This window comes from Nonomuraea polychroma, from assembly GCF_004011505.1.
In the GTDB taxonomy this organism is placed as follows: Bacteria; Actinomycetota; Actinomycetes; order Streptosporangiales; family Streptosporangiaceae; genus Nonomuraea; species Nonomuraea polychroma.
The window spans coordinates 6,433,734-6,452,183 of sequence record NZ_SAUN01000001.1; the positions used below are offsets into that span (position 1 = coordinate 6,433,734).

At 69.6% G+C, this 18,450-nt stretch carries 16 protein-coding genes; 5 read left to right on the plus strand and 11 right to left on the minus strand.

What is annotated here, in order from left to right:
- Nucleotides 1-4: 4 nt before the first annotated feature.
- Genes nirD through EDD27_RS29340 form a run of 5 tightly spaced genes read right to left on the minus strand, consistent with a single transcriptional unit; the run spans nucleotide 5 to nucleotide 7,476 of the window.
- Nucleotides 5-325 (minus strand): nitrite reductase small subunit NirD, encoded by a 321-nt coding sequence (gene nirD, locus EDD27_RS29320; RefSeq protein WP_127935250.1) that lies wholly within the window; start codon nucleotides 323-325, stop codon nucleotides 5-7.
- Nucleotides 322-2,751, minus strand: a complete 2,430-nt coding sequence (gene nirB / locus EDD27_RS29325; RefSeq protein WP_127935251.1) for a nitrite reductase large subunit NirB — start codon at nucleotides 2,749-2,751, stop codon at nucleotides 322-324. Before nirB ends, nirD begins: the two co-directional genes overlap by 4 nt.
- Nucleotides 2,748-4,145: an FAD-dependent oxidoreductase gene (locus tag EDD27_RS29330; RefSeq protein ID WP_127935252.1), complete on the minus strand. Its 1,398-nt coding sequence runs from the start codon at nucleotides 4,143-4,145 to the stop codon at nucleotides 2,748-2,750. Before EDD27_RS29330 ends, nirB begins: the two co-directional genes overlap by 4 nt.
- On the minus strand, nucleotides 4,142-6,163 hold the full coding sequence (locus tag EDD27_RS29335; protein WP_127935253.1) for a molybdopterin oxidoreductase family protein: 2,022 nt from the start codon (nucleotides 6,161-6,163) through the stop codon (nucleotides 4,142-4,144). The genes EDD27_RS29330 and EDD27_RS29335 overlap by 4 nt, the downstream gene beginning before the upstream one ends.
- 2 nt (nucleotides 6,164-6,165) lie before the next feature.
- Nucleotides 6,166-7,476 carry an MFS transporter gene (locus EDD27_RS29340; RefSeq protein ID WP_127935254.1) on the minus strand — a complete coding sequence of 437 codons (1,311 nt, stop codon included), beginning with the start codon at nucleotides 7,474-7,476 and terminating at the stop codon, nucleotides 6,166-6,168.
- A gap of 203 nt (nucleotides 7,477-7,679) precedes the next feature.
- On the opposite strand from EDD27_RS29340, the gene EDD27_RS29345 reads away from it, so the two are divergent.
- Nucleotides 7,680-7,970 (plus strand): hypothetical protein, encoded by a 291-nt coding sequence (locus EDD27_RS29345; RefSeq protein ID WP_127935255.1) that lies wholly within the window; start codon nucleotides 7,680-7,682, stop codon nucleotides 7,968-7,970.
- A 53-nt stretch (nucleotides 7,971-8,023) separates the two neighbouring features.
- On the opposite strand, the gene EDD27_RS29350 is transcribed toward EDD27_RS29345, so the two are convergent.
- Nucleotides 8,024-8,497: a GNAT family N-acetyltransferase gene (locus EDD27_RS29350; protein WP_127935256.1), complete on the minus strand. Its 474-nt coding sequence runs from the start codon at nucleotides 8,495-8,497 to the stop codon at nucleotides 8,024-8,026.
- An 18-nt stretch (nucleotides 8,498-8,515) separates the two neighbouring features.
- Nucleotides 8,516-9,529 (minus strand): LacI family DNA-binding transcriptional regulator, encoded by a 1,014-nt coding sequence (locus tag EDD27_RS29355; protein WP_127935257.1) that lies wholly within the window; start codon nucleotides 9,527-9,529, stop codon nucleotides 8,516-8,518.
- Nucleotides 9,530-9,747: 218 nt separating this feature from the next.
- On the opposite strand from EDD27_RS29355, the gene EDD27_RS29360 reads away from it, so the two are divergent.
- From EDD27_RS29360 to EDD27_RS29370, 3 genes are read left to right on the plus strand one after another with little or no spacing between them, the layout of a single operon-like run.
- Complete coding sequence (locus EDD27_RS29360) at nucleotides 9,748-11,067, plus strand: ABC transporter substrate-binding protein (protein ID WP_127935258.1); 1,320 nt, start codon at nucleotides 9,748-9,750, stop codon at nucleotides 11,065-11,067.
- A 12-nt stretch (nucleotides 11,068-11,079) separates the two neighbouring features.
- Complete coding sequence (locus EDD27_RS29365; RefSeq protein ID WP_127935259.1) at nucleotides 11,080-12,063, plus strand: carbohydrate ABC transporter permease; 984 nt, start codon at nucleotides 11,080-11,082, stop codon at nucleotides 12,061-12,063.
- The gene (locus EDD27_RS29370; protein ID WP_127935260.1) at nucleotides 12,060-12,974 is read left to right on the plus strand and encodes a carbohydrate ABC transporter permease; all 915 of its coding nucleotides are present in this window, start codon (nucleotides 12,060-12,062) and stop codon (nucleotides 12,972-12,974) included. The genes EDD27_RS29365 and EDD27_RS29370 overlap by 4 nt, the downstream gene beginning before the upstream one ends.
- A 24-nt stretch (nucleotides 12,975-12,998) precedes the next feature.
- On the opposite strand, the gene EDD27_RS29375 is transcribed toward EDD27_RS29370, so the two are convergent.
- On the minus strand, nucleotides 12,999-13,976 hold the full coding sequence (locus EDD27_RS29375) for an aldo/keto reductase (protein ID WP_127935261.1): 978 nt from the start codon (nucleotides 13,974-13,976) through the stop codon (nucleotides 12,999-13,001).
- A gap of 90 nt (nucleotides 13,977-14,066) precedes the next feature.
- Nucleotides 14,067-15,989: a hypothetical protein gene (locus EDD27_RS29380; protein ID WP_241564321.1), complete on the minus strand. Its 1,923-nt coding sequence runs from the start codon at nucleotides 15,987-15,989 to the stop codon at nucleotides 14,067-14,069.
- Nucleotides 15,990-16,129: 140 nt separating this feature from the next.
- Between EDD27_RS29380 and EDD27_RS54620 the strand changes: the two genes are divergently transcribed.
- A complete protein-coding gene (locus tag EDD27_RS54620) occupies nucleotides 16,130-16,276 on the plus strand; it encodes a hypothetical protein (RefSeq protein WP_164903835.1) in 147 nt (48 codons plus the stop codon).
- Between the two features lie 308 nt (nucleotides 16,277-16,584).
- Here the strand turns inward: EDD27_RS54620 and EDD27_RS29385 are convergent, their stop codons facing one another.
- Nucleotides 16,585-17,658, minus strand: a complete 1,074-nt coding sequence (locus EDD27_RS29385; protein ID WP_241564322.1) for an RNA polymerase subunit sigma-70 — start codon at nucleotides 17,656-17,658, stop codon at nucleotides 16,585-16,587.
- Nucleotides 17,655-18,449 carry a dihydrofolate reductase family protein gene (locus tag EDD27_RS29390; protein ID WP_127935262.1) on the minus strand — a complete coding sequence of 265 codons (795 nt, stop codon included), beginning with the start codon at nucleotides 18,447-18,449 and terminating at the stop codon, nucleotides 17,655-17,657. The genes EDD27_RS29385 and EDD27_RS29390 overlap by 4 nt, the downstream gene beginning before the upstream one ends.
- Between the last annotated feature and the right edge of the window lies 1 nt (nucleotide 18,450).

Below are 18,450 nucleotides of genomic sequence, written 5' to 3' on the forward strand. Positions count from 1 at the left end.
CGTCCTAGACGCTCACCTCTACGTGCCCGCCGGCCACCCGTACCGAATAGACGGGCACCGCCACGTCCTTCTCGTCCAGGCACACGCCGGACACCAGCGAGAACACCTGCTTGTGCAGCGGCGAGGCCACCGTGGGCTCCCCCTTCCTGGTGCCGACGATGCCGCGCGAGAGCACGTACGCCCCGCTGAACGGGTCGAGGTTGTCCAGCGCGTGCAGCGTGCCGTCGTAGGTCCGGAAGACGGCCACCTGCCGGCCGTCCACCAGTGCGCAGACGCCGCGCTCCGGCAGCAGCTTGTCGTAGTCGCAGATCGGCGTCCAGCTCATCGGGCCATCACCGGCTTGATCTGGCCGCGCTCCTGCTCGAAGACGATCGACGGGTCGGGGACGCCGGGTGCGTTGACGAAGCTGACGAACCTGCTCAGCTTCTCCGGGTCGTCCAGGGTGGCGGCCCACTCATCGGCGTAGGTCGCGGTGTGGTGCTCCATCTGCGCGTCGAGGTCGGCGCAGATCCCGAGCGAGTCCTCCATGATCACCTCCCGTAGGTAGTCGAGCCCGCCTTCCAGGGACTCCAGCCAGGTCGAGGTGCGCTGGAGCCGGTCGGCCGTGCGGATGTAGAACATCAGGAACCGGTCGATGGTCCTGATGAGCTCTTCGGTGGACAGGTCGCCGGCCAGCAGGTCGGCGTGGCGGGGCTTGAAGCCGCCGTTGCCGGCGACGTACAGGTTCCAGCCCTTCTCGGTGGCGATGATGCCGAAGTCCTTCGACCGGGCCTCGGCGCATTCGCGGGCGCAGCCGGAGACGGCGGACTTGAGCTTGTGCGGCGAGCGCAGGCCGCGATACCTCAGCTCCAGTGCGATGGCCAGGCCGACGGAGTCCTGCACGCCGTAGCGGCACCAGGTCGAGCCCACGCAGGACTTCACCGTCCGCAGGGCCTTGCCGTAGGCGTGCCCGGATTCGAACCCGGCCTCCACCAGCCGCCGCCAGATCTCCGGCAGCTGGTCGACGCGGGCGCCGAACAGGTCGATCCGCTGCCCACCGGTGATCTTCGTGTAGAGGCCGAAGTCGCGGGCGACCTCGCCGATCACGATGAGCTTCTCCGGGGTGATCTCGCCGCCGGGGATGCGCGGCACGACCGAGTAGGTGCCGTTCTTCTGCATGTTGGCCAGGAAGGCGTCGTTGGTGTCCTGCAGCGCGGCCCGCTCGCCCTCCAGCACGTGCCCGTTGTGCAGCGAGGCCAGGATCGAGGCCACGGCCGGCTTGCAGATGTCGCAGCCCCTGCCCTGCCCGTGCTCGGTGATGAGCTGGGAGAACGTCGTGATGTTGCGGACGCGGACGATGTCGAACAGCTCGGCCCGCGAGTACGTGAAGTGCTCGCACAGCGCCTTGCTGACCTCGACGCCCGACTTCTCCAGCAGCTGCTTGAGCATCGGCACGCAGCTGCCGCAGGTGGTGCCGGCGCGGGTGCAGGCCTTGAGCCCGGGGACGTCGGTGCAGCCCTTGTCGGCGATGGCGGTGCGGATGTCGCCCGCGCACACGTTGTTGCAGGAGCAGACCTGCGCCTCGTCCGGCAGGTCCAGGTTGGCTCCGGCACCGCTGAAGAGCAGGTCGGACGGCGAGGCCGGCAGCGCCTTGCCGACGAAGGGCCGCAGCTGCGTGTACGGCGAGGCGTCGCCCACGCAGATGCCGCCGAGCAGCGTCTGCGCGTCGTCGCTGATGAACAGCTTCTTGTAGACGCCGCCCACCGGGTCCATGTAGGTGACGTCCAGCGCCCCGGTCATGGACCCGAACTGCGCGACCTCCACGCCGAGCAGCTTGAGCTTCGTGGACATGTCGGCGCCCTCGAATGTCGAGGACCCGCCCATGATCCGGTCGGCCGCCACCTCGGCCATCGTGTTGCACGGCCCGACCAGTCCGTAGATCATCCCACCGGCCAGCGCGCACTCGCCCACGGCGTAAATGGCGGGGTCGGACGTGAGCATCGCGGAGTCGACCACGATGCCACCCCGCTCGCCCACCTCCAGCCCGCTCGACCTGGCCAGCTCGTCCCGCGGCCGGATGCCGGCCGAGAACACCACGACCTGCGCCTCCACGAGCGTCCCGTCCGGCTTGCGCAGCCCGGTGACCTGGCCGTCGTGGTCGGTGACGATCTCCTGGACGCCGGCCCCGGCGTGCACGCTCAGCCCGAGCCCCTCGATGTGCTGCTTGAGCACCGAGCCGCCGCCCTCGTCGACCTGCCGCGGCATCAGCCACGGGCTCATCTCGACGATGTGCGCCTTCAACCCGAGCGCCCGCAACGCGTCGGCGGCCTCCAGGCCGAGCAGCCCGCCGCCGACCACGACGCCTTCGGCCGCGTCCTTGGCGGCCACCCTGATCGCGTCCAGGTCCTCGAGCGTGCGGTAGACGAAGGCGTGCTCGGCCCCGGGCACCGGCGGGACGAACGGCGCGGAGCCGGTGGCCAGCACGAGCACGTCGTACGGCTCGGTGTCACCGTCGGCGGTGACCACGTGCTTGGCGTCCCTGTCGATGACGGTGACCCGGGTGTTCAGCCTGGTCACCGTGCCCGCGGGCACGTCGTAGGTGAGGTCTTCCGCGGTGGTGCCCGACAGGTAGGAGGTCAGGGCCACCCGGTCGTACGCGGGCCGGGGCTCCTCCCCGATCACGGTGATCCGCCCGTCGAAGCCCTTGCTCGTGAGGGTTTCGACGAGCCGGTGGGCCGTCGGCCCGTACCCAACGACGACGATCCTGCTCATACTGAAATCCCTTCCTGCTCGCACAGCCAGCTCACGATGCCTTCCACGGCGTCGCGGCAGGTTCCGCACCCGGTGGTGGCCCTGGTCGCGGCCGCGACGCCGGCCACGTCGCGCGCCCCCGCCTCCCAGCACGCCCTGATCTGACCCTTGGTCACGTTGTTGCACTGGCAGACCTTGGCCGCGTCGGGCATGAGCGTCGGGCTGTCGGCCACGGGCGTCGCCGACGACAACCCGGGGAACAGCAGCCCCGCCCGATCCCCCGGCACCGGCCCGCCACGGTCGAAGAGCTGGGTGAGCGTGCCGACGGCGTCGCTCTCGCCCAGCACGATCGCGCCGACCAGGCGGCCGTCGCGGATGACGAGCTTGCGGTAGGTGCCGCGGGCCCGGTGACTGAAGCGCACGACCTCGGCGTGCTCCTCGGTGAGGTGGGTCTCGCCCATGGCGGCCAGCTCGACGCTCCTGGCCTTGAGCCGGGTGACGAGCCGCGAGCCGCGGTAGAGGCTCTTGCCGCCGGTGATGACGTCGGCGGCCACGGAGGCCTGCTCCCAGGCGGGGGCGACGAGGCCGTACACGGTGCCGTCGTGCTCGGCGCACTCGCCGATGGCGAAGATCGACGGGTCGTCGGTGCGCAGCTCGTCGTCCACGACGACGCCGCGGCGCACCTCCAGCCCGGCCTCGGCGGCCAGGCCCGTGATGGGGCGCACGCCGCAGGCCAGCACGACCAGATCGGCCTCGATCAGCTCGCCGTCGTCGAGCCGGACGCCGTCGTCGTCCACGGACGAGGTGGAGACGCCGGTGCGGATGTCGACGCCGAGCCCGGCCAGCGTCTCGCCGAGCACTTCGCCGGCCTCGACGTCGAGCTGGCGCTCCATGAGGTGCCCGGCCAGGTGCAGCAGCGTGACGGGCAGGCCGCGCCCGGCCAGGCCGCGGGCGGCCTCGATGCCGAGCAGCCCGCCACCGATGACCACCGCCCGGCGGGCCTGCTCGGCCTTGTGCATGATGCGCTCGCAGTCGTCGAGGGTGCGGAACGGGATCGCCCGCTCCACGCCGGGGATCGGCGGCACGATGGCGTCGCTGCCGGTGGCCAGCACCAGCAGGTCGTACGGCTCGCGCCGCCCGTCCTCGGTGACGACGTGCCTGGTGTCCCTGTCGATGTGGGCGACCGCGCTGCCGAAAGCGGCTTCGACGTTGTGGGCGGCGTACCAGGAGGAGTCGAGCAGCCGCACCTGCTCCGGGCGCGAGCTGCCGGCGAGCACGTTGGACAGCAGCACCCGGTTGTACGGCTGGCACGTCTCCGCGCCGAAAATGGTGATCTTCATGTGGGGGTCGCGGGTGCGCACCTCGCTGACAAGCCGCGATCCGGCCATCCCGTTCCCCACGACGACGAGCCTCATGAGTCCCTCTCCACCCTGACCGCGCAGACCTTGAACTCCGGCATCCTCGACGTCGGGTCGAGGGCCGGGTTGGTGAGCCGGTTGGCGCCCTCCCAGTGGAAGGGCATGAACACGGTGTCGCGCCTGATGGCGTCGCTGATCCTGGCGACGGCCTTGGCCTCGCCTCTCCTGCTGCTGACCCGCACCACGTCACCGGCCGTGATGTCGAGCTGCTCGGCGAGGTCCGGGTGGATCTCGACGAACGGCTCGGGCGCGGCCTTGACGAGCGAGGCGATCCTGCGGGTCTGCGCGCCGCTCTGGTAGTGCGCCAGCACCCGTCCCGTGCTCAGGTACACGGGGTAGTCCTCGTCGGTCTCCTCGGCCGCCGGCCGGTGCTGGACGGGCACGAACCTGGCGCGCCCGTCCGGAGTGGCGAAGGAGTCGAGGAACGGCCGGGGCGTGCCCGGGTGCTCGGTCGAGGGGCAGGGCCAGAACACGCCCTTCTCCTCGGTGATGCGCTCGTAGGTGATGCCGGAGTAGTCCGCGGCCCCGCCCTTGCTGGCGCGGCGCAGCTCGTCGAACACCTTGGGCGGGTCGGTCTCCAGGCGGTGCCCGAGCCGCTCGGCGAGACCGGCGAGGACGTCCAGGTCGCTCCTGACGCCCTCGGGCGGCGTGACGGCCCGGTTGCGCAGCAGGACGCGGCCCTCGAGGTTGGTCATGGTGCCGGTCTCCTCGGCCCACTGCGTCACCGGGAAGACCACATCGGCCATCGCCGCGGTCTCCGACATGACGAAGTCGCAGGTCACGAGCAGATCCAGCGACGCGATGCGCTCGGCGATGTGCTCCGCGGCCGGCGCGGAGATCACCGGGTTGGACCCGAACAGCAGCATCGCCTTCGGCCCTTCCGGGGTGCCGAGGGCGTCGAGCAGCTCGTACGCCGACCGCCCCGGCCCCGGCAGCGACTCGGCGGGCACGCCCCACACGCCGGCGACGTACTCGCGTGCCGCCGGGTCGTCGATCTTGCGATAGCCGGGCAGCTGGTCGGCCTTCTGGCCGTGTTCCCTGCCGCCCTGCCCGTTGCCCTGCCCGGTCACGCAGCCGTAGCCGGAGCCGTGCCTGCCCGGCAGGCCGAGCGCGAGGGCGAGGTTGATGAACGCGGTGACGGTGTCGGTGCCCTTGGCGTGCTGCTCGGCGCCGCGCCCGGTCAGGATGTACGCCTTGCCGGCCGCGGCCATGGCCCGGACGGCCTGCCGCATCCGGTAGACGGGCACCCCGGTGATCCGCTCGACCCGCTCCGGCCACCAGGAGGCGAGCGAGGTGCGTACCTCGTCGAACCCGGTGGTGCGGGCGGCGACGTACTCCTCGTCCACGAGCTCTTCGGCGATCAGCATGTGCAGGAGCCCCAGCGCGAGCGCCAGGTCGGTGCCGGGCGTGGGCTGCAGGTGCAGCCAGGCCAGCTTGGCGGTCTGGCTGCGCCGCGGGTCGATGACGATCATGCGCGGGCCCGACAGGTGGCGGACGAACGGCGGCATGGTCTCGGCGACGTTCCCGCCGGCCAGCAGCACGATGTCGGCCTCGGCCAGGTCGGTGATCGGGAACGGCATCCCGCGGTCCATGCCGAACGCCTTGATCGATGCCGCGGCGGCCGACGACATGCAGAAGCGGCCGTTGTAGTCGATCTGGCTGGTGCCCAGCGCGACCCTGGCGAACTTGCCGAGCGTGTAGGCCTTCTCGTTCGTCAGGCCGCCCCCGCCGAACACGGCCACGGCGTCGGGGCCGTGCTCGGCGCGGATGGCGGACAACCGGGACGCGACGTAGTCGAGCGCCACATCCCACTCCGCGGGCTCGCCGTGCAGGAGGGGGGTGGTCAGGCGCTCGCCGTTGGTGAGCAGCTCGCCTGCCGTCCATCCCTTCTGGCACAGCGCGCCCGAGGCGTTGGCCGGGATGTCGGTCCTGGGCTTGATGGCCAGCTCAGGACTGATCTCCATGCCGCACTGCAGAGCGCAGTACGGGCAGTGCGTCTTCACCGCGTCAGTCACGATCAGACCCGGGCGTGGGCGAGGCTGGCCACGACCTTCACGCCGACCTTGCGCGTGTAGCACCACCAGGTGAGCGCGAAGCACGAGGCGTAGAAGATCCCGAAGGCGAGGAAGGCGGGGGCGGGGGTGCCGGCCGCCGCGAACGCCATTCCGAACGCCCGGTTGATGAGGAACCCGCCGAGCGCTCCGACGGCCGAGATGATGCCGATGGCGGCCGAGGCCTGCCGCTTGCCGTACAGGAGGGCTTCCTCGCTCTCACCGCGCTCGGCCACGGCCTTGGCCTGGAAGATCGCCGGGATCATGCGGTACGTGGAGCCGTTGCCGATGCCGGCGGTGAGGAACAGCAGCTGGAAGGACAGGAAGAACAACCAGAAGTTGCCGGAGGAGCTGGCCGCCCAGACCAGCAGCACGCCGCCGCCCATGACGGCGAAGTTCCACAGGGTGACGGGGGCGCCGCCGAGCTTGTCGGCCAGCCAGCCGCCGACCGGCCGGATCAGCGAGCCGACCAGCGGCCCGACGAACGCCACGACCGCGAACGGAGCCTCGGGGAACAGGCTCTTGCTGAGCAGCGGGAACGCGGTGGAGTAGCCGATGAACGAGCCGAACGTGCCGATGTACAGGAACGACATGATCCACGTCTGGGCCTTGCCGGCCACCGCGAGCTGCTGACGCGGGCTGGCCTTGGCGCTGGTCAGGTTGTCCATGAAGAACCAGGCGCAGACGGCGGCCACGACGATGAGCGGAAGCCAGAACCAGCCGGCGGCGGCCAGCCCGAGCGAGCCGATGACCAGCGGCATGACGAGCTGCACGGAGCTGACGCCGATGTTGCCGCCCGCGGCGTTCAGCCCCAGCGCCACCCCCTGCTTGCTACGGGGGTAGAAGTAGGTGATGTTGGCCATGCTGGAGGCGAAGTTGCCGCCACCGAATCCGGCGAGGGCCGCGATCACGAGGAACAGCCAATACGGCGTGTTCGGGTCGCTGACCGCGATCCCGAGGCCGATGGCCGGGATGAGCAGCAGCAGCGCGCTCACCACGGTGAAGTTGCGGCCGCCGAACTTGGCCGGGCCGAAGGTGTACGGGATCCGCAGCACGGACCCGATCAGGTTCGGCAGGGCCACCAGCCAGAACAACTGGTCCGTGGTGAACTCGTAGGCCCCCATCTTGGTGGCCACGATGCTCCACAACGTCCACACAGTGAAGCCGAGGTGCTCGGCAGCGATCGAGAAGATCAGGTTGCGGCGCGCCACGCGCTTGCCTGAACTCTCCCAGAAGGCTGGGTCATCGGGGTGCCACTCGGCGATCCAGCGCGCCATCGATCTCTCCTACACTCGGCGTCCGGGGATCTCCAAGGTAGGAATGGCTCGTTACGCACTTTGACAGTCCGTGGCTGTGCGCTCGTTACATGTGATTCACCGCTGTAACAAGCTCCGCACAAGCGTCACAGCGGAAACAAACTCGTAATCTTCGGTTACGGCCTCCCCCCTCGGGTACCAGCTCTCACAGCAAGGGGGGAACCATGATCAAAACAATGCACAAGATGGGCATCAAGTCCAATCACATGTATTTCGCCGGGCTGTGCTCGATCGGCCTGGCCTGCGCATCCTGGATGGTCTCGCGGACCACCGAGCGAGCAGGCCTTGATCGCGCCGACCGGTGGGGGATCTTCGTCGGCGAGTGGGCGCCCACGTTCTTCGCGATCGGGGTCGCGCTGCGCATGGAGGAGACGCACCGCGACTTCGAGGAGCCGCGCATGGAGAGGTTCGAGGAGCCCCAGGCCGTCAGGCCCAGGACGCACGCCGGGGTTTAGCGCATGTGTCACGCAGGTCACGTCACCGTGCGTGACCTGTGTGATCTGGCGCTTCAGTCGCGCCCGGCCAGGCGCCGGAGCGGCTCGTCGGTCAGCCGGTACTTCAGCCACTCGTCCTGCCGGAGCGCGCCGAGCTTGTCGTAGAAGCCGATGCTCGGCTCGTTCCAGTCGAGCACCGACCATTCGAGCCGCTGGTATCCGCGCTCGGCACAGATCCCGGCCAGTTCCCCCATGAGCGCCAGGCCGTGGCCGCCGCCGCGGTGCTGGGGGCGTACGTAGAGGTCCTCCATGTAGATGCCGTGCACGCCTCTCCAGGTGGAGAAGGTGAGGAACCACAGGGTGAAGCCGACGGCCTCGCCGTCCTGTTCGGCGATGTGCACGAAGGCAGCGGGGCGGTCACCGAACAGCGCGGCGTGCAGGTCCTCCTCGGTGGCGCGGACCTCGTGGGCGGCCTTCTCGTATGCGGCGAGCTCGTGGATCATGTCGAGGATCGCGGGCACGTCGGCAGGGGTCGCGGGACGAATCATGCCCTTCAGCGTAGGGGCTCACGACCCGTACGGCGGCGCCGTGCTGTTGCGCTCCACCAGCACGCTCGGCACCAGGCGTTGTGCCGGCGGGGTGTCCGGATCGGCCAGGTGGTCGATGAGGGCCTCCACGGCGGCGGTGGCGATCTCCGTGGCGGGCGGGGTGGCCGTCGTCAGCTCAGGGTCGGTCGACTCGGGCTCGCCGTTGGAGCACAACACGAGCGACAGCCGCTCGGGGATGGGCCGGCCGAGCGCGCGTGCCTCGTGCATCGCACCCAGCGTGGCCTCCCAGTTGTAGGAGATGATCGCCGTGGTCTCCGGCGCGGCGTCCAGCAGCTCGCGCAGTGCGGCCCGGCCCGCCCTGACGGTGTGCGCGCTGGCCACGATCGTGCAGCCGAGCCCGAGGTCCGCGCACGTGCGGCGGACGTCGTCGGCGAAACGTACGGCCGCGCCGATGCCGTGCGTGCCCCGCTCGTACGGGGCGTTGAGCATCCCGATCGTCCGGTGCCCGAGCCCGGCGAGGTGCTCGGCCACCATGCGCGCGATCTGCGTGAAGTCGGCGTCCGCGTAGGGCACGTGGCCGGGCGTCTGGGTGCGCCCGATCAGCGCGACCGGGATGCCGGCCGACTCGAGGAACTTCACCCGCTCGTCCGTGAGCGTGACCTGCATGAGCAGGAACCCCTGGACGAGCCCGGCCTTGGCCAGCTGGCGGAGCTCGTGCAGGTCGTCCGGTCCGGAGGTCCACAGGACCACATGGAAGCCCCGCGCACGGGCGGCGTCGGTGGCCGCCAGGACGTATTCCAGGTCCGACCCCACGATCGTGCGCGGCTGGGACGGGAAGACGATCGCGATGATCCGGCTGCGGCCCCCGGCGAGGGCGCTGGCCATGGCGTTGGGGGTGTATCCGAGCTGTTCCATGGCGTCGAGCACCTTGCGGCGGGTCTCGGGGCGGATCGACCGCGCCCCGGTGAGCACATGCGAGACGGTGCCGGTCGAGACACCGGCGAGGCGAGCGACGTCAGCTCTGGTGACCATGCGAGAAGTGTCCTGGAGGTCGGGGGTGGGGACCAACAACTACGACATGTTACGTAAATGTTACCGGCTGGAAGGTTCAGCTTTTCCGTCCAGCATACCTATTTTTGACTCGCGTCAATTCGATATCGGGGCCGGGCTCGCCGCTGTCAGCGCCCCTACCGACGGGCGCGCCGGCGGGCCGCTGGAGGGGGGCCCGCGTCACTGCAAGGGAGTCATGGATGCGACGGAAGAAGCTCTTCACCACACTCGCGCCGATCACCGCGGTCGCGCTGCTGACCAGCGGATGCCTGAACGACGGAGGCTCGGCCCAGACCGGATCCGGCAGCGGGAACACCAGTACGACCGTCGAGATCATGACAGGAATGGGAGGCGGCCTCCTCCAAGCGGTGAAGGCGTCGCTGGACCCGTACGCGAAGGAGCAGGGCATCACGATCAAGTGGTCGCCCTCGGACAACTTCAATCAGCTCATCGTCACCCGGGTGCAGGGCAACAACCTGCCCGACATCGCGCTGTTCCCGCAGCCCGGCATCATGAAGGACCTCGCGGCCAAGGGCAAGCTCGCCCCGCTCGACGACATCCTCGACATGCCCACGCTGAAGAACAGCATGACGCCCGGCGCCCTCGAGGTCGGCACCCAGGACGGCAAGCTCTACGGGCTCATGATGAGCATGAACGTCAAGAGCCTGGTCTTCTACCCCAAGCAGGCCTTCGAGTCCGCCGGGTACGAGGCGCCGAAGTCCATCCCCGAGCTCCTCGCGCTCACCGACAAGATCCGCTCCGAGGGCAAGACCCCCTGGTGCCTGGGCATCGAGTCCGGGCCTGCGACCGGCTGGCCGGCGACCGACTGGATGGAGGAGCTGGTGCTGAAGTACGGCGGCCGCGCCAAGTACGACGACTGGGTCACCCACAAGATCAAGTTCGACTCGCCGCTGGTCCGCCAGGCCGCCGGAACGTTCGAGAAGATCGCCTTCACCGAGGGGAACGTCCTGGGCGGCCGCAAGTCCATCTCCAGCAACAACTTCGGCACGGCCGGCAACCCGATGTTCCGCACCCCGCCCGGCTGCTACCTGTTCAAGCAGGGCAACTTCGTCGCCGAGAAGGGCATCTTCCCCGACGACGTGGTGGCCGACATCGACAACCGCGTCGGCGTCTTCGGCTTCCCGCCCGCCACCCCAGACGGCGAGAACTCCATCGAGGGCGGCGGCGACCTCGCCGGCCTGTTCAGCAAGGACAACGCGGCGGCCAAGAAGCTCCTGCAGTACATGAGCACCAAGGACTTCGGCACGGCCGGCGCCAAGATGGGCTCGTGGATGTCGCCCCACAAGGACTTCGACGTCGCCAACTACCCCACGAACACGATCAGGGACATCGCGAAGATCGCGTACGGCTCGACCTCGCTGGCCTTCGACGGCTCGGACGCCATGCCCGGAGCCGTCGGCTCCGGCAGCTTCTGGAAGGGCATGACGGGGTGGATCAGCGGCCAGCAGTCCCTTGACCAGGCGCTCAAGACGATCGACGGCAGCTGGCCGGCGAGCTGAGGAGGCGCCGCCATGCTGATCAAGACGATCAACGCCGTCCTGGCCGTCATCGCCGGAGTGGGCGGCGCCCTGGCGCTGTTCTGGCTGCTCAACCGGCTGGTGGGGCTGCTGCCCGGCAAGTGGGAGGACCGCCTCAAGCCGTACGTCTACATCGGCCCGGCATTCCTGGCGATCAGCCTCTACCTGATCTACCCGGCCATCCAGACGATCAACTTCAGCTTCGCCAACGCCGACAGCACGGCCTACGTGGGGCTCGACAACTACACCTCGCTACTGGGCTCGGCCGGCTTCCGCTCCACCCTGGTCAACACGCTGCTGTGGATCGTCATCGTGCCCGCGGTGACGATCGCGCTGGGGCTCGGCATCGCCGTGCTGGCCGACCGGCTCAGACCACGCGCGGAGAAGCTGGCCAAGACGGCGATCTTCATGCCCATGGCCATCTCCGCGGTCGGAGCAGGCACCATCTGGCGTTTCGTCTACGCGACGAACCCGCCCGGCGAGCCGCAGATCGGCGTGCAGAACGCGATCGTGACCGGCCTGGGCTTCGACCCGGTCAACTGGCTGCAGATCTCCGACTTCAAGTTCAACAGCCTCGAGCTCATGGTGATGCTGCTGTGGGCGCAGGTCGGCTTCTCCATGGTCCTGCTCTCGGCCGCGATCAAGGGCGTGCCCGCAGACACGCTGGAGGCGGCCAGGATCGACGGGGCGAGCGAGCGGCAGATCTTCTTCAGGGTGATCGTCCCGCAGATCCGCGGCACGATCATCACGGTTTTCGTCACGGTGACGATCGGGGTCATGAAGTTGTTCGACATCGTCTACGTCATGACGAACGGCGACTTCGACACGAACGTCATCGGCGTGCAGTTCTTCAACGAGCTGTTCACGAACTTCGAGAACGGCAAGGCCGCCGCGATCGTCGTCATGCTCATGATCGCCATCATCCCCATCATGATCTACCAGGTGCGCCACTTCCGCACCGAGGAGGCCGGCCGATGAGCATCACGGAACGTGTGGCCGCCCGTCCTGCCGCGGGCGGGCGGGCCGCCGCGCGCCGCGGCGCCCTCCGCCGGGGGGAAGCCACCCCGGTCGCCAAGCTCACAGTGGTGTTCGTCTGCACGCTGTGGATCATCCCGACGCTCGGCTTGCTGATCACGTCGTTCCGCACCAAGGACGACGCCAACTCCCTCGGCTGGTGGACCGTCTTCACCGACCCGGCCTCGCTGGGGCGCCTCACGACCGCCGCCTACCGCGAGGTCACCGCGCAGGCGAACCTCGACCAGGCCTTCGTCAACAGCTTCGCCATCGCCCTGCCCGCGACGTTCATCCCACTGCTCATCGCGGCGTTCGCGGCGTACGCGTTCGCGTTCATGAGGTTCCCCGGGCGCAACGCGCTCTTCATCGTGATCGTCAGCCTGCTCGTCGTGCCGAACTACGTGGCGCTCGTCCCGATCCTGCAGGTGTACGGGGACTTCGGCATCAACGGGACGTTCCCCGCTGCCTGGCTCGCGCACATCGGCTTCGGCATGTCACTGGCGATCTACATCCTCCGCAACTACATGGCGACGCTGCCGCAGGCGGTGCTCGAATCGGCCAGGATCGACGGTGCCACGCACTTCACGATGTTCTGGCGCCTCATCATGCCGATGTCGGTGCCGGCGCTCGCGTCCTTCGCGATCTTCCAGTTCCTGTGGGTCTGGAACGACCTGCTGGTCGCGCTCGTCTTCATCGGGCCCGGCGAGAACCAGCCGATCACGGTGGCGGTCCAGGGGCTCATGGGCCAGCAGGGCCAGGGGTGGCAGCTTGTGACGGCCGGAGGGTTCATCTCCATGGTCATGCCGATCCTGTTCTTCCTGGCCCTGCAGCGGTTCTTCGTCCGCGGTCTGACGGCCGGCTCCGTCAAGGGCTGACCGGCCGATCGTGCTGTCGTCGGCCTACCAGCGGTGGTGGACCTGGGGGCGGATCAGCTCGTCGTAGACGGCCCGCACCGCGTCGAGCGTCTTGGCCGAAAGCGGCGCGACAGAGGCCGCCGCCGCGTTCGCCGTCGCCTGGGCGGGGTTGCGGGCGCCCGGGATGACCACCGAGACGCCCTCCTGGTCCAGGATCCAGCGCAGCGCGAACTGCGCCATGGTGACGCCCTCCGGCACCAGGGGCGCCAGGCGGCGGACCGCCTCCAGGCCGGTGGAGAAGTCCACGCCCGAGAAGGTCTCGCCGACGTCGAAGGCCTCACCTTGCCGGTTGTAGGCCCTGTGGTCGTCGGGGGCGAAGGTGGTGTGCTCGTCGTACCGGCCCGACAGCAGGCCGCTGGCCAGCGGGACCCGGGCGATGATGCCCACCCCGGCGGCCCGCGCGGCCGGCAGCACCTGTTCCAGGGGCTTGAGGCGGAACGCGTTCAGGATGATCTGCACGCTCGCCACGCCCGGCCGGGCGATCGCGGTCAGTGCCTCGTCGCACGTCTCGACGCTGACCCCGTACGCGGCGATCTTCTCCTCGGCCACCAGCGTGTCCAGGGCGTCGAACACGGCGTCCGTCGAATAGACCGGGGTCGGCGGGCAGTGCAGCTGGACCAGGTCGAGCGTGTCCATGCCGAGGTTCTGGCGGGAGCGCTCGTTCCAGGCGCGGAAGTTGGACATCACGTAGTTCGAGGGGATCTGTTCCAGCCGCCGGCCCATCTTGGTGGCCACGGTGAGCTCCGGGTGGCCCTTGGCGAAGCGGCCGACGATCTGCTCGCTGCGCCCGTCGCCGTACACGTCCGCGGTGTCGATGAAGGTGACGCCCGCGTCCACGGCGGCCCCCAGCGTGGCGAAGGCTTCGTCCTCGGACACCTCGCCCCAGTCGGCGCCGAGTTGCCAGGCTCCTAGGCCGACGACGCCGATCTGACGTCCGGTACGTCCCAACGTGCGGTTCTCCATGGGTGGCTCACTTTCCTGTTCAACACTGCCCGCCCTGTATTCCACCATGGAGCTCGCCGCTTGCCTGAGCAGGGGTTACTCGGCCGGGCGCTACCGGGGGAGGTAGCAGCAGCGCAGCCCGGTCCGCACGGCGGCCCGCAGGTCCTCCCCCATCACCGGGTCCATGGCCGCGATGCGGGACAGCGCCCGCCTGATGGCCTTGCCGACGGCGATCCTGGCGCGTTCCTCGCTCCCCGCGAACGGCCGCGACCGCCCGCCGAGGCCGGTCGCCGCGGACAACTCGGCCACCAGCCACTCGTGCTCCAGCCGCAACGCCGTCACCCGTTCCACGTCGTTCATGGCCTCGATCTCGTCGATCTCGGCCTGCAACTGCGCCAGCCGCTCCCGGTAGGCGTCCCTGGCCGGCTCGTCGAGCACCTGCTGCTCCGAGCTGAACTCGACCTCGCGCGACCACGTCCCCGCGGCGAGATCGGTGGCCAGGATCTCGCGACCGGGATTGGCGACCAGCACGGCCAGGTGCGCCATGCCCACGCTGTGGTCCACCTGCGCGACGCGCCCGCCCAGCTCGACCTGCCAGTACCGTCCCTGCCTGCGGAACCGGCAGGCCTGCCCCGCGCCGTCCGCCCACCCCACCGCGGCGGGCAGCACCATGCCCAGCTCCGCCGCCTCTCGCGCGGCCGCGGCCCGCTCGGCGAGCGCCGCCTCGTCCTGCGGCCCGTCGCGCAGCGCCAGCGCCTGCCCGAGCCGGGACCTGGACAGCGCCGCCGCCGGCCAGTGCCCCAGTGCCAGGTTCGCCCTTACGGCGGCCCGCAGGTGCCCGACCGCCCGCTCCAGGTCGCCGATGGTGAGCGCGGCCATGCCCAGGGAGTGGTGCACCGAGCCGAAACAGACCACGCCGAGGCTGCCGATCACCGGCAGGTCCGCGAACGGGCTCAGCAACGCGTACGCCTGCCCCGCCGTAGCGGCGTCCTGGAGCAGGTGCGCGGTCTCCACGGCGCAGTACATCGCGACCAGCCAGCTGCTCGACCTGGGAAGCTCCGCCAGGTCGCGGCCGCACAGCCGCGCCAGGTGCCCGGCCGCCGACCGCCGGTCCCCCGCCGTCGCCGCGGCCAGCGCCAGTCCCGCCACGTACGAGTTGTCGATCGGGCTGAGCGTGGGCGAGCTGACCAGGTCCTGGAGGGCGGGCAACAGCTCGGCGGCCCGGCCCTGGTACCAGCGGATGGCGCCGAGCTGGCCGCCGTACCAGCCGGTGGCGTCCATGTCGCCGGCCGCGACGCCGCGTTCGAAGCACTCCCCCGCCAGCTGCTCCGCCTCCCGGAATCGTCCGGCCCGGATGGTCAGCATGACCTCGATGGCGTTGACGACATAGCCCACCGCGAGATGGGCGTGCTCGTGCAGCAGGCCGCGCAGCTCCTCCAGGCACCTCCCTGCATGCGGGTCAGCGGCCAGATAGAGGTCGACCGTTCGCCACAGCAACCCCATCATCAGGTCGCCTCGGCGCTCCGTGACCGCGGCCTGGCCGATCAGCTCCCTGGCCAGCTCCAGCCGGGTCGTCCCGTGCTCGGGTCCGAGCAGGCAGTGGTGCGCCAGGCTCAACGCCTCCGCCAGCGCCACCGGGTCCCCGGAGTCCCTCGTCTCCCGCAGCAACCCCGTGATGGCCGCGTGCTCGCCGGAGCGGTAGTCCTCCTCACCTCGCATCCGAACGCGGAGCCGCAGTGCCAGCGGTGACGCGGGATCGAGCAGCGACAGGGCGTGCCGCTGCCGCGCTCGCACCATCTCGGAGTCGGCGGACGTACGGTGCTCGTGCGCCCACACCCCGCCCAGCCCCAGCGCGGCCGCGGCCAGCGCGATCGGATCGCCGCACAGCTCCGCCTGCCGATAGGCCACGTCGAACCAGCGCCGCGCGGTCTGCAGATCCCCGTTCACCCGCAGCGCGCGCTCGCCCAGCACGAGCGCGACCCTGAGGTCTGAGCCCGTGACCGGCAGCACCTCCGGCCGTTGTGCGACGCCCATGTTTCCCGCTCCCCAGTCGGTCATCTGGGCAGAGGGCGCGACTGGCCCGCCGGATACCGTTGCGCGGTAAGACGTGCGAGCCCGCCGGCAGGTTCGACCCCCGGAAATTGTCGGTATCGCCGGGCAGAATCGTCGGCATCATGATTCCTTTCAATGCCGTGCGATCGCCCGCGGGCGACATCGTGGTCTTCTACGTGGGCGCCGAGCCCCGCCTGACCTCCGAGCAGGCCCTGGCCTTCGCCGAGCAACTCCGCGCCCTCGCCACGGAGACGCACCCGGCCCGCTGAGTGCATGCTTTACAGACGGGCGGCAGGCGCTCATGATGAGGCCACGCGTCCCGGCGCATTCGGATGCGCTTCATAACGGGGTTTCAGCACCATCCTCACGGGGAGTTCGCCGCGCACCGGCGACCTGATTCATGTCAACCGTTCCTGCCATTCCGGTTGACCATTTCGAGGAGCAGCATGTTACGTCTGCCACGTCGTGGTCGCGCCGTGTGCGCCGCAGTCACGATTGGCACCGTTTCCGCGCAGCGCGTCGGCTCGTTCGACAACAGCCCGCCTCCCGGCGGAAGCAAGATGGCTCCGTCCGGTCGTCAGGCCGCCGGCCGGCCGGTGGGCGGGTCGAGAGTGGCGGGCAGGTGGAACAGCGGGAAAAGGTCGGGGCCGAACTGCGCGAGTTCGGTGAGGAAGCCGTTGTCGATGGCGACCACGGACAGCGAGAAAGGCCGGTATACGGGATCGCCGGGGATGTGGATGTAAGTAGCCGCGGCGGGCTGGCGGTTGGCTGCGGTGGCCACCATCCTCATGCGGAGGTTGTGCGGGCCGTGCAGCGCCGGCGCCCATCGGGCGAGGATGGTCTCGCGTCCGGTGTACCACATCGGTTCGGTTCCGTAGTGGCCCCCGGCGCCCGCTTGGTGGCTGACACGGACGGTCGGGGCGAGCAGGCTCGCGATGGCATGGTCGTCCGCCGTCTCGATCGCTTTCATGTAGCGGTTCAGCACTGCGGCCTCGCGATCAGTAAGGGTCGTACTGCCTGTCCATTGGGACCTGTCTGGGCCGAGGCGTTCGCGTAGCTTCGTCCGTGCGCGCTGCACGGCGCTGGTCACCGCTGCTACCGACACCCCGAGCAACTGCGCGCATTCCGTGGCCGGCCAGCCGAGGATGTCGCGCAGGATCAACGCGGCACGTTGGGCGTCCGGCAGGAATTGCAGTGCGGCGATGAAGACCAATTCGACGGTCTCTCGGGTCACCGCGGCGGTGGCTGGTTCGGTGACCTGGTCGAGCAGGCTGTCCGGGTACGGCTGCAGCCACGGCACCGCCGCGGCGGCGGGTACCTGCGACGCGCCGCTCTCTGCCAGCAGCCGGCGGCGGCGCTGTTGACGTGCGAGCAGGTCCAGGCATGCGTTGGTGGCAATGCGGTGCAGCCAGGTGCGGACGCCGGCACGCCCTTCGTAGCGGCCCAGCGCCTGCCAGGCGCGTACCAGCGTCTCCTGGGTCATGTCCTCGGCTTCCTCCAAGGAGCCGAGCATCCGGTAGCAGTGCAGCCGCAGATCCGGCCGATAGCGTGCCACGATCTGGGCGAAGGCGTCGTCGTCGCCACGGCGCGCTGCCTCGACCAGCTCCGCCTCGCCCATGTGCGCGCCGGTGTGGTCGCTGCTCCAGGTCACGAGCGATCGGTCCCCTCGACGGGGCGGTACACCAGATACGTCACTCCACGCGGGAGTCGGCGCGAGTCGATCAACTGGAGCTCGGTGAGGGCTGATCCTTCAGGGAAGAGCCGGTGACCGCGGCCGACGACGAGCGGATCGAGCATGATCCGTAGTTCGCTGAGCAGCCCCGCGCGCAGCAGCCCGTGAACGAGCTGAGCGCTACCCGGCACGATGACGCTGGACTCCCGTCCTGCCAGCGTGCGCACGGCGGCGACCATTCCTTTCGTCAGCACCGTGGTGTTGTCCCATACCGGCTTCGACAGCATTCGGGAGATCACATACTTCCGGATGGCGTTGGTGGCCTCCGCGAGCGGGACGTCGTTCGTCTGGTGCGGCCAGTAACTGGCGAACTCCTCGTAGGTGCGGCGACCGAGCAGCATCGCGGTGGCGTTGGCCATCTGCTCATCGAGCAGCGCCAGGCTCTCCTGGCTGGCGTATGGGGGATGCCACACGTGAGGCTCCTCCATGACTCCGTCGAGGGTCAGGAATATGGACGCACTGATATGAACCACTTTGCAGCTCCTTGCCAGGGGGTAGGTCGGCGAGGTGCCGACGTCCACCACTGACGGCATGAGCACAGAAAACTCATCGCACCTACACGCGTTGTAGCCGCCGGCAGCCCCCACGACCCAGTGGCTGTGTCCGCAGCGGGTGGAGTCTGAGGCGTCCTTCGGCAGCTCCGCTCCCACAGAAAGGCGGGTCCCCGCGCCCCCGAGCCCGAACCCGGTGGACAGGAGCGGTCGGCGCATG

Excerpts from the sequence above, each read along its gene's own strand:
- nirD (WP_127935250.1), bottom strand. The coding sequence starts at position 325 with ATGAGCTGGACGCCGATCTGCGACTACGACAAGCTGCTGCCGGAGCGC.
- nirB (WP_127935251.1), bottom strand. The coding sequence starts at position 2,751 with ATGAGCAGGATCGTCGTCGTTGGGTACGGGCCGACGGCCCACCGGCTC.
- EDD27_RS29330 (WP_127935252.1), bottom strand. The coding sequence starts at position 4,145 with ATGAGGCTCGTCGTCGTGGGGAACGGGATGGCCGGATCGCGGCTTGTC.
- EDD27_RS29340 (WP_127935254.1), bottom strand. The coding sequence starts at position 7,476 with ATGGCGCGCTGGATCGCCGAGTGGCACCCCGATGACCCAGCCTTCTGG.
- EDD27_RS29345 (WP_127935255.1), top strand. The coding sequence starts at position 7,680 with ATGATCAAAACAATGCACAAGATGGGCATCAAGTCCAATCACATGTAT.
- EDD27_RS29350 (WP_127935256.1), bottom strand. The coding sequence starts at position 8,497 with ATGATTCGTCCCGCGACCCCTGCCGACGTGCCCGCGATCCTCGACATG.
- EDD27_RS29355 (WP_127935257.1), bottom strand. The coding sequence starts at position 9,529 with ATGGTCACCAGAGCTGACGTCGCTCGCCTCGCCGGTGTCTCGACCGGC.
- EDD27_RS29360 (WP_127935258.1), top strand. The coding sequence starts at position 9,748 with ATGCGACGGAAGAAGCTCTTCACCACACTCGCGCCGATCACCGCGGTC.
- EDD27_RS29365 (WP_127935259.1), top strand. The coding sequence starts at position 11,080 with ATGCTGATCAAGACGATCAACGCCGTCCTGGCCGTCATCGCCGGAGTG.
- EDD27_RS29370 (WP_127935260.1), top strand. The coding sequence starts at position 12,060 with ATGAGCATCACGGAACGTGTGGCCGCCCGTCCTGCCGCGGGCGGGCGG.
- EDD27_RS29375 (WP_127935261.1), bottom strand. The coding sequence starts at position 13,976 with ATGGAGAACCGCACGTTGGGACGTACCGGACGTCAGATCGGCGTCGTC.
- EDD27_RS29380 (WP_241564321.1), bottom strand. The coding sequence starts at position 15,989 with ATGGGCGTCGCACAACGGCCGGAGGTGCTGCCGGTCACGGGCTCAGAC.
- EDD27_RS54620 (WP_164903835.1), top strand. The coding sequence starts at position 16,130 with ATGATTCCTTTCAATGCCGTGCGATCGCCCGCGGGCGACATCGTGGTC.
- EDD27_RS29390 (WP_127935262.1), bottom strand. The coding sequence starts at position 18,449 with ATGCGCCGACCGCTCCTGTCCACCGGGTTCGGGCTCGGGGGCGCGGGG.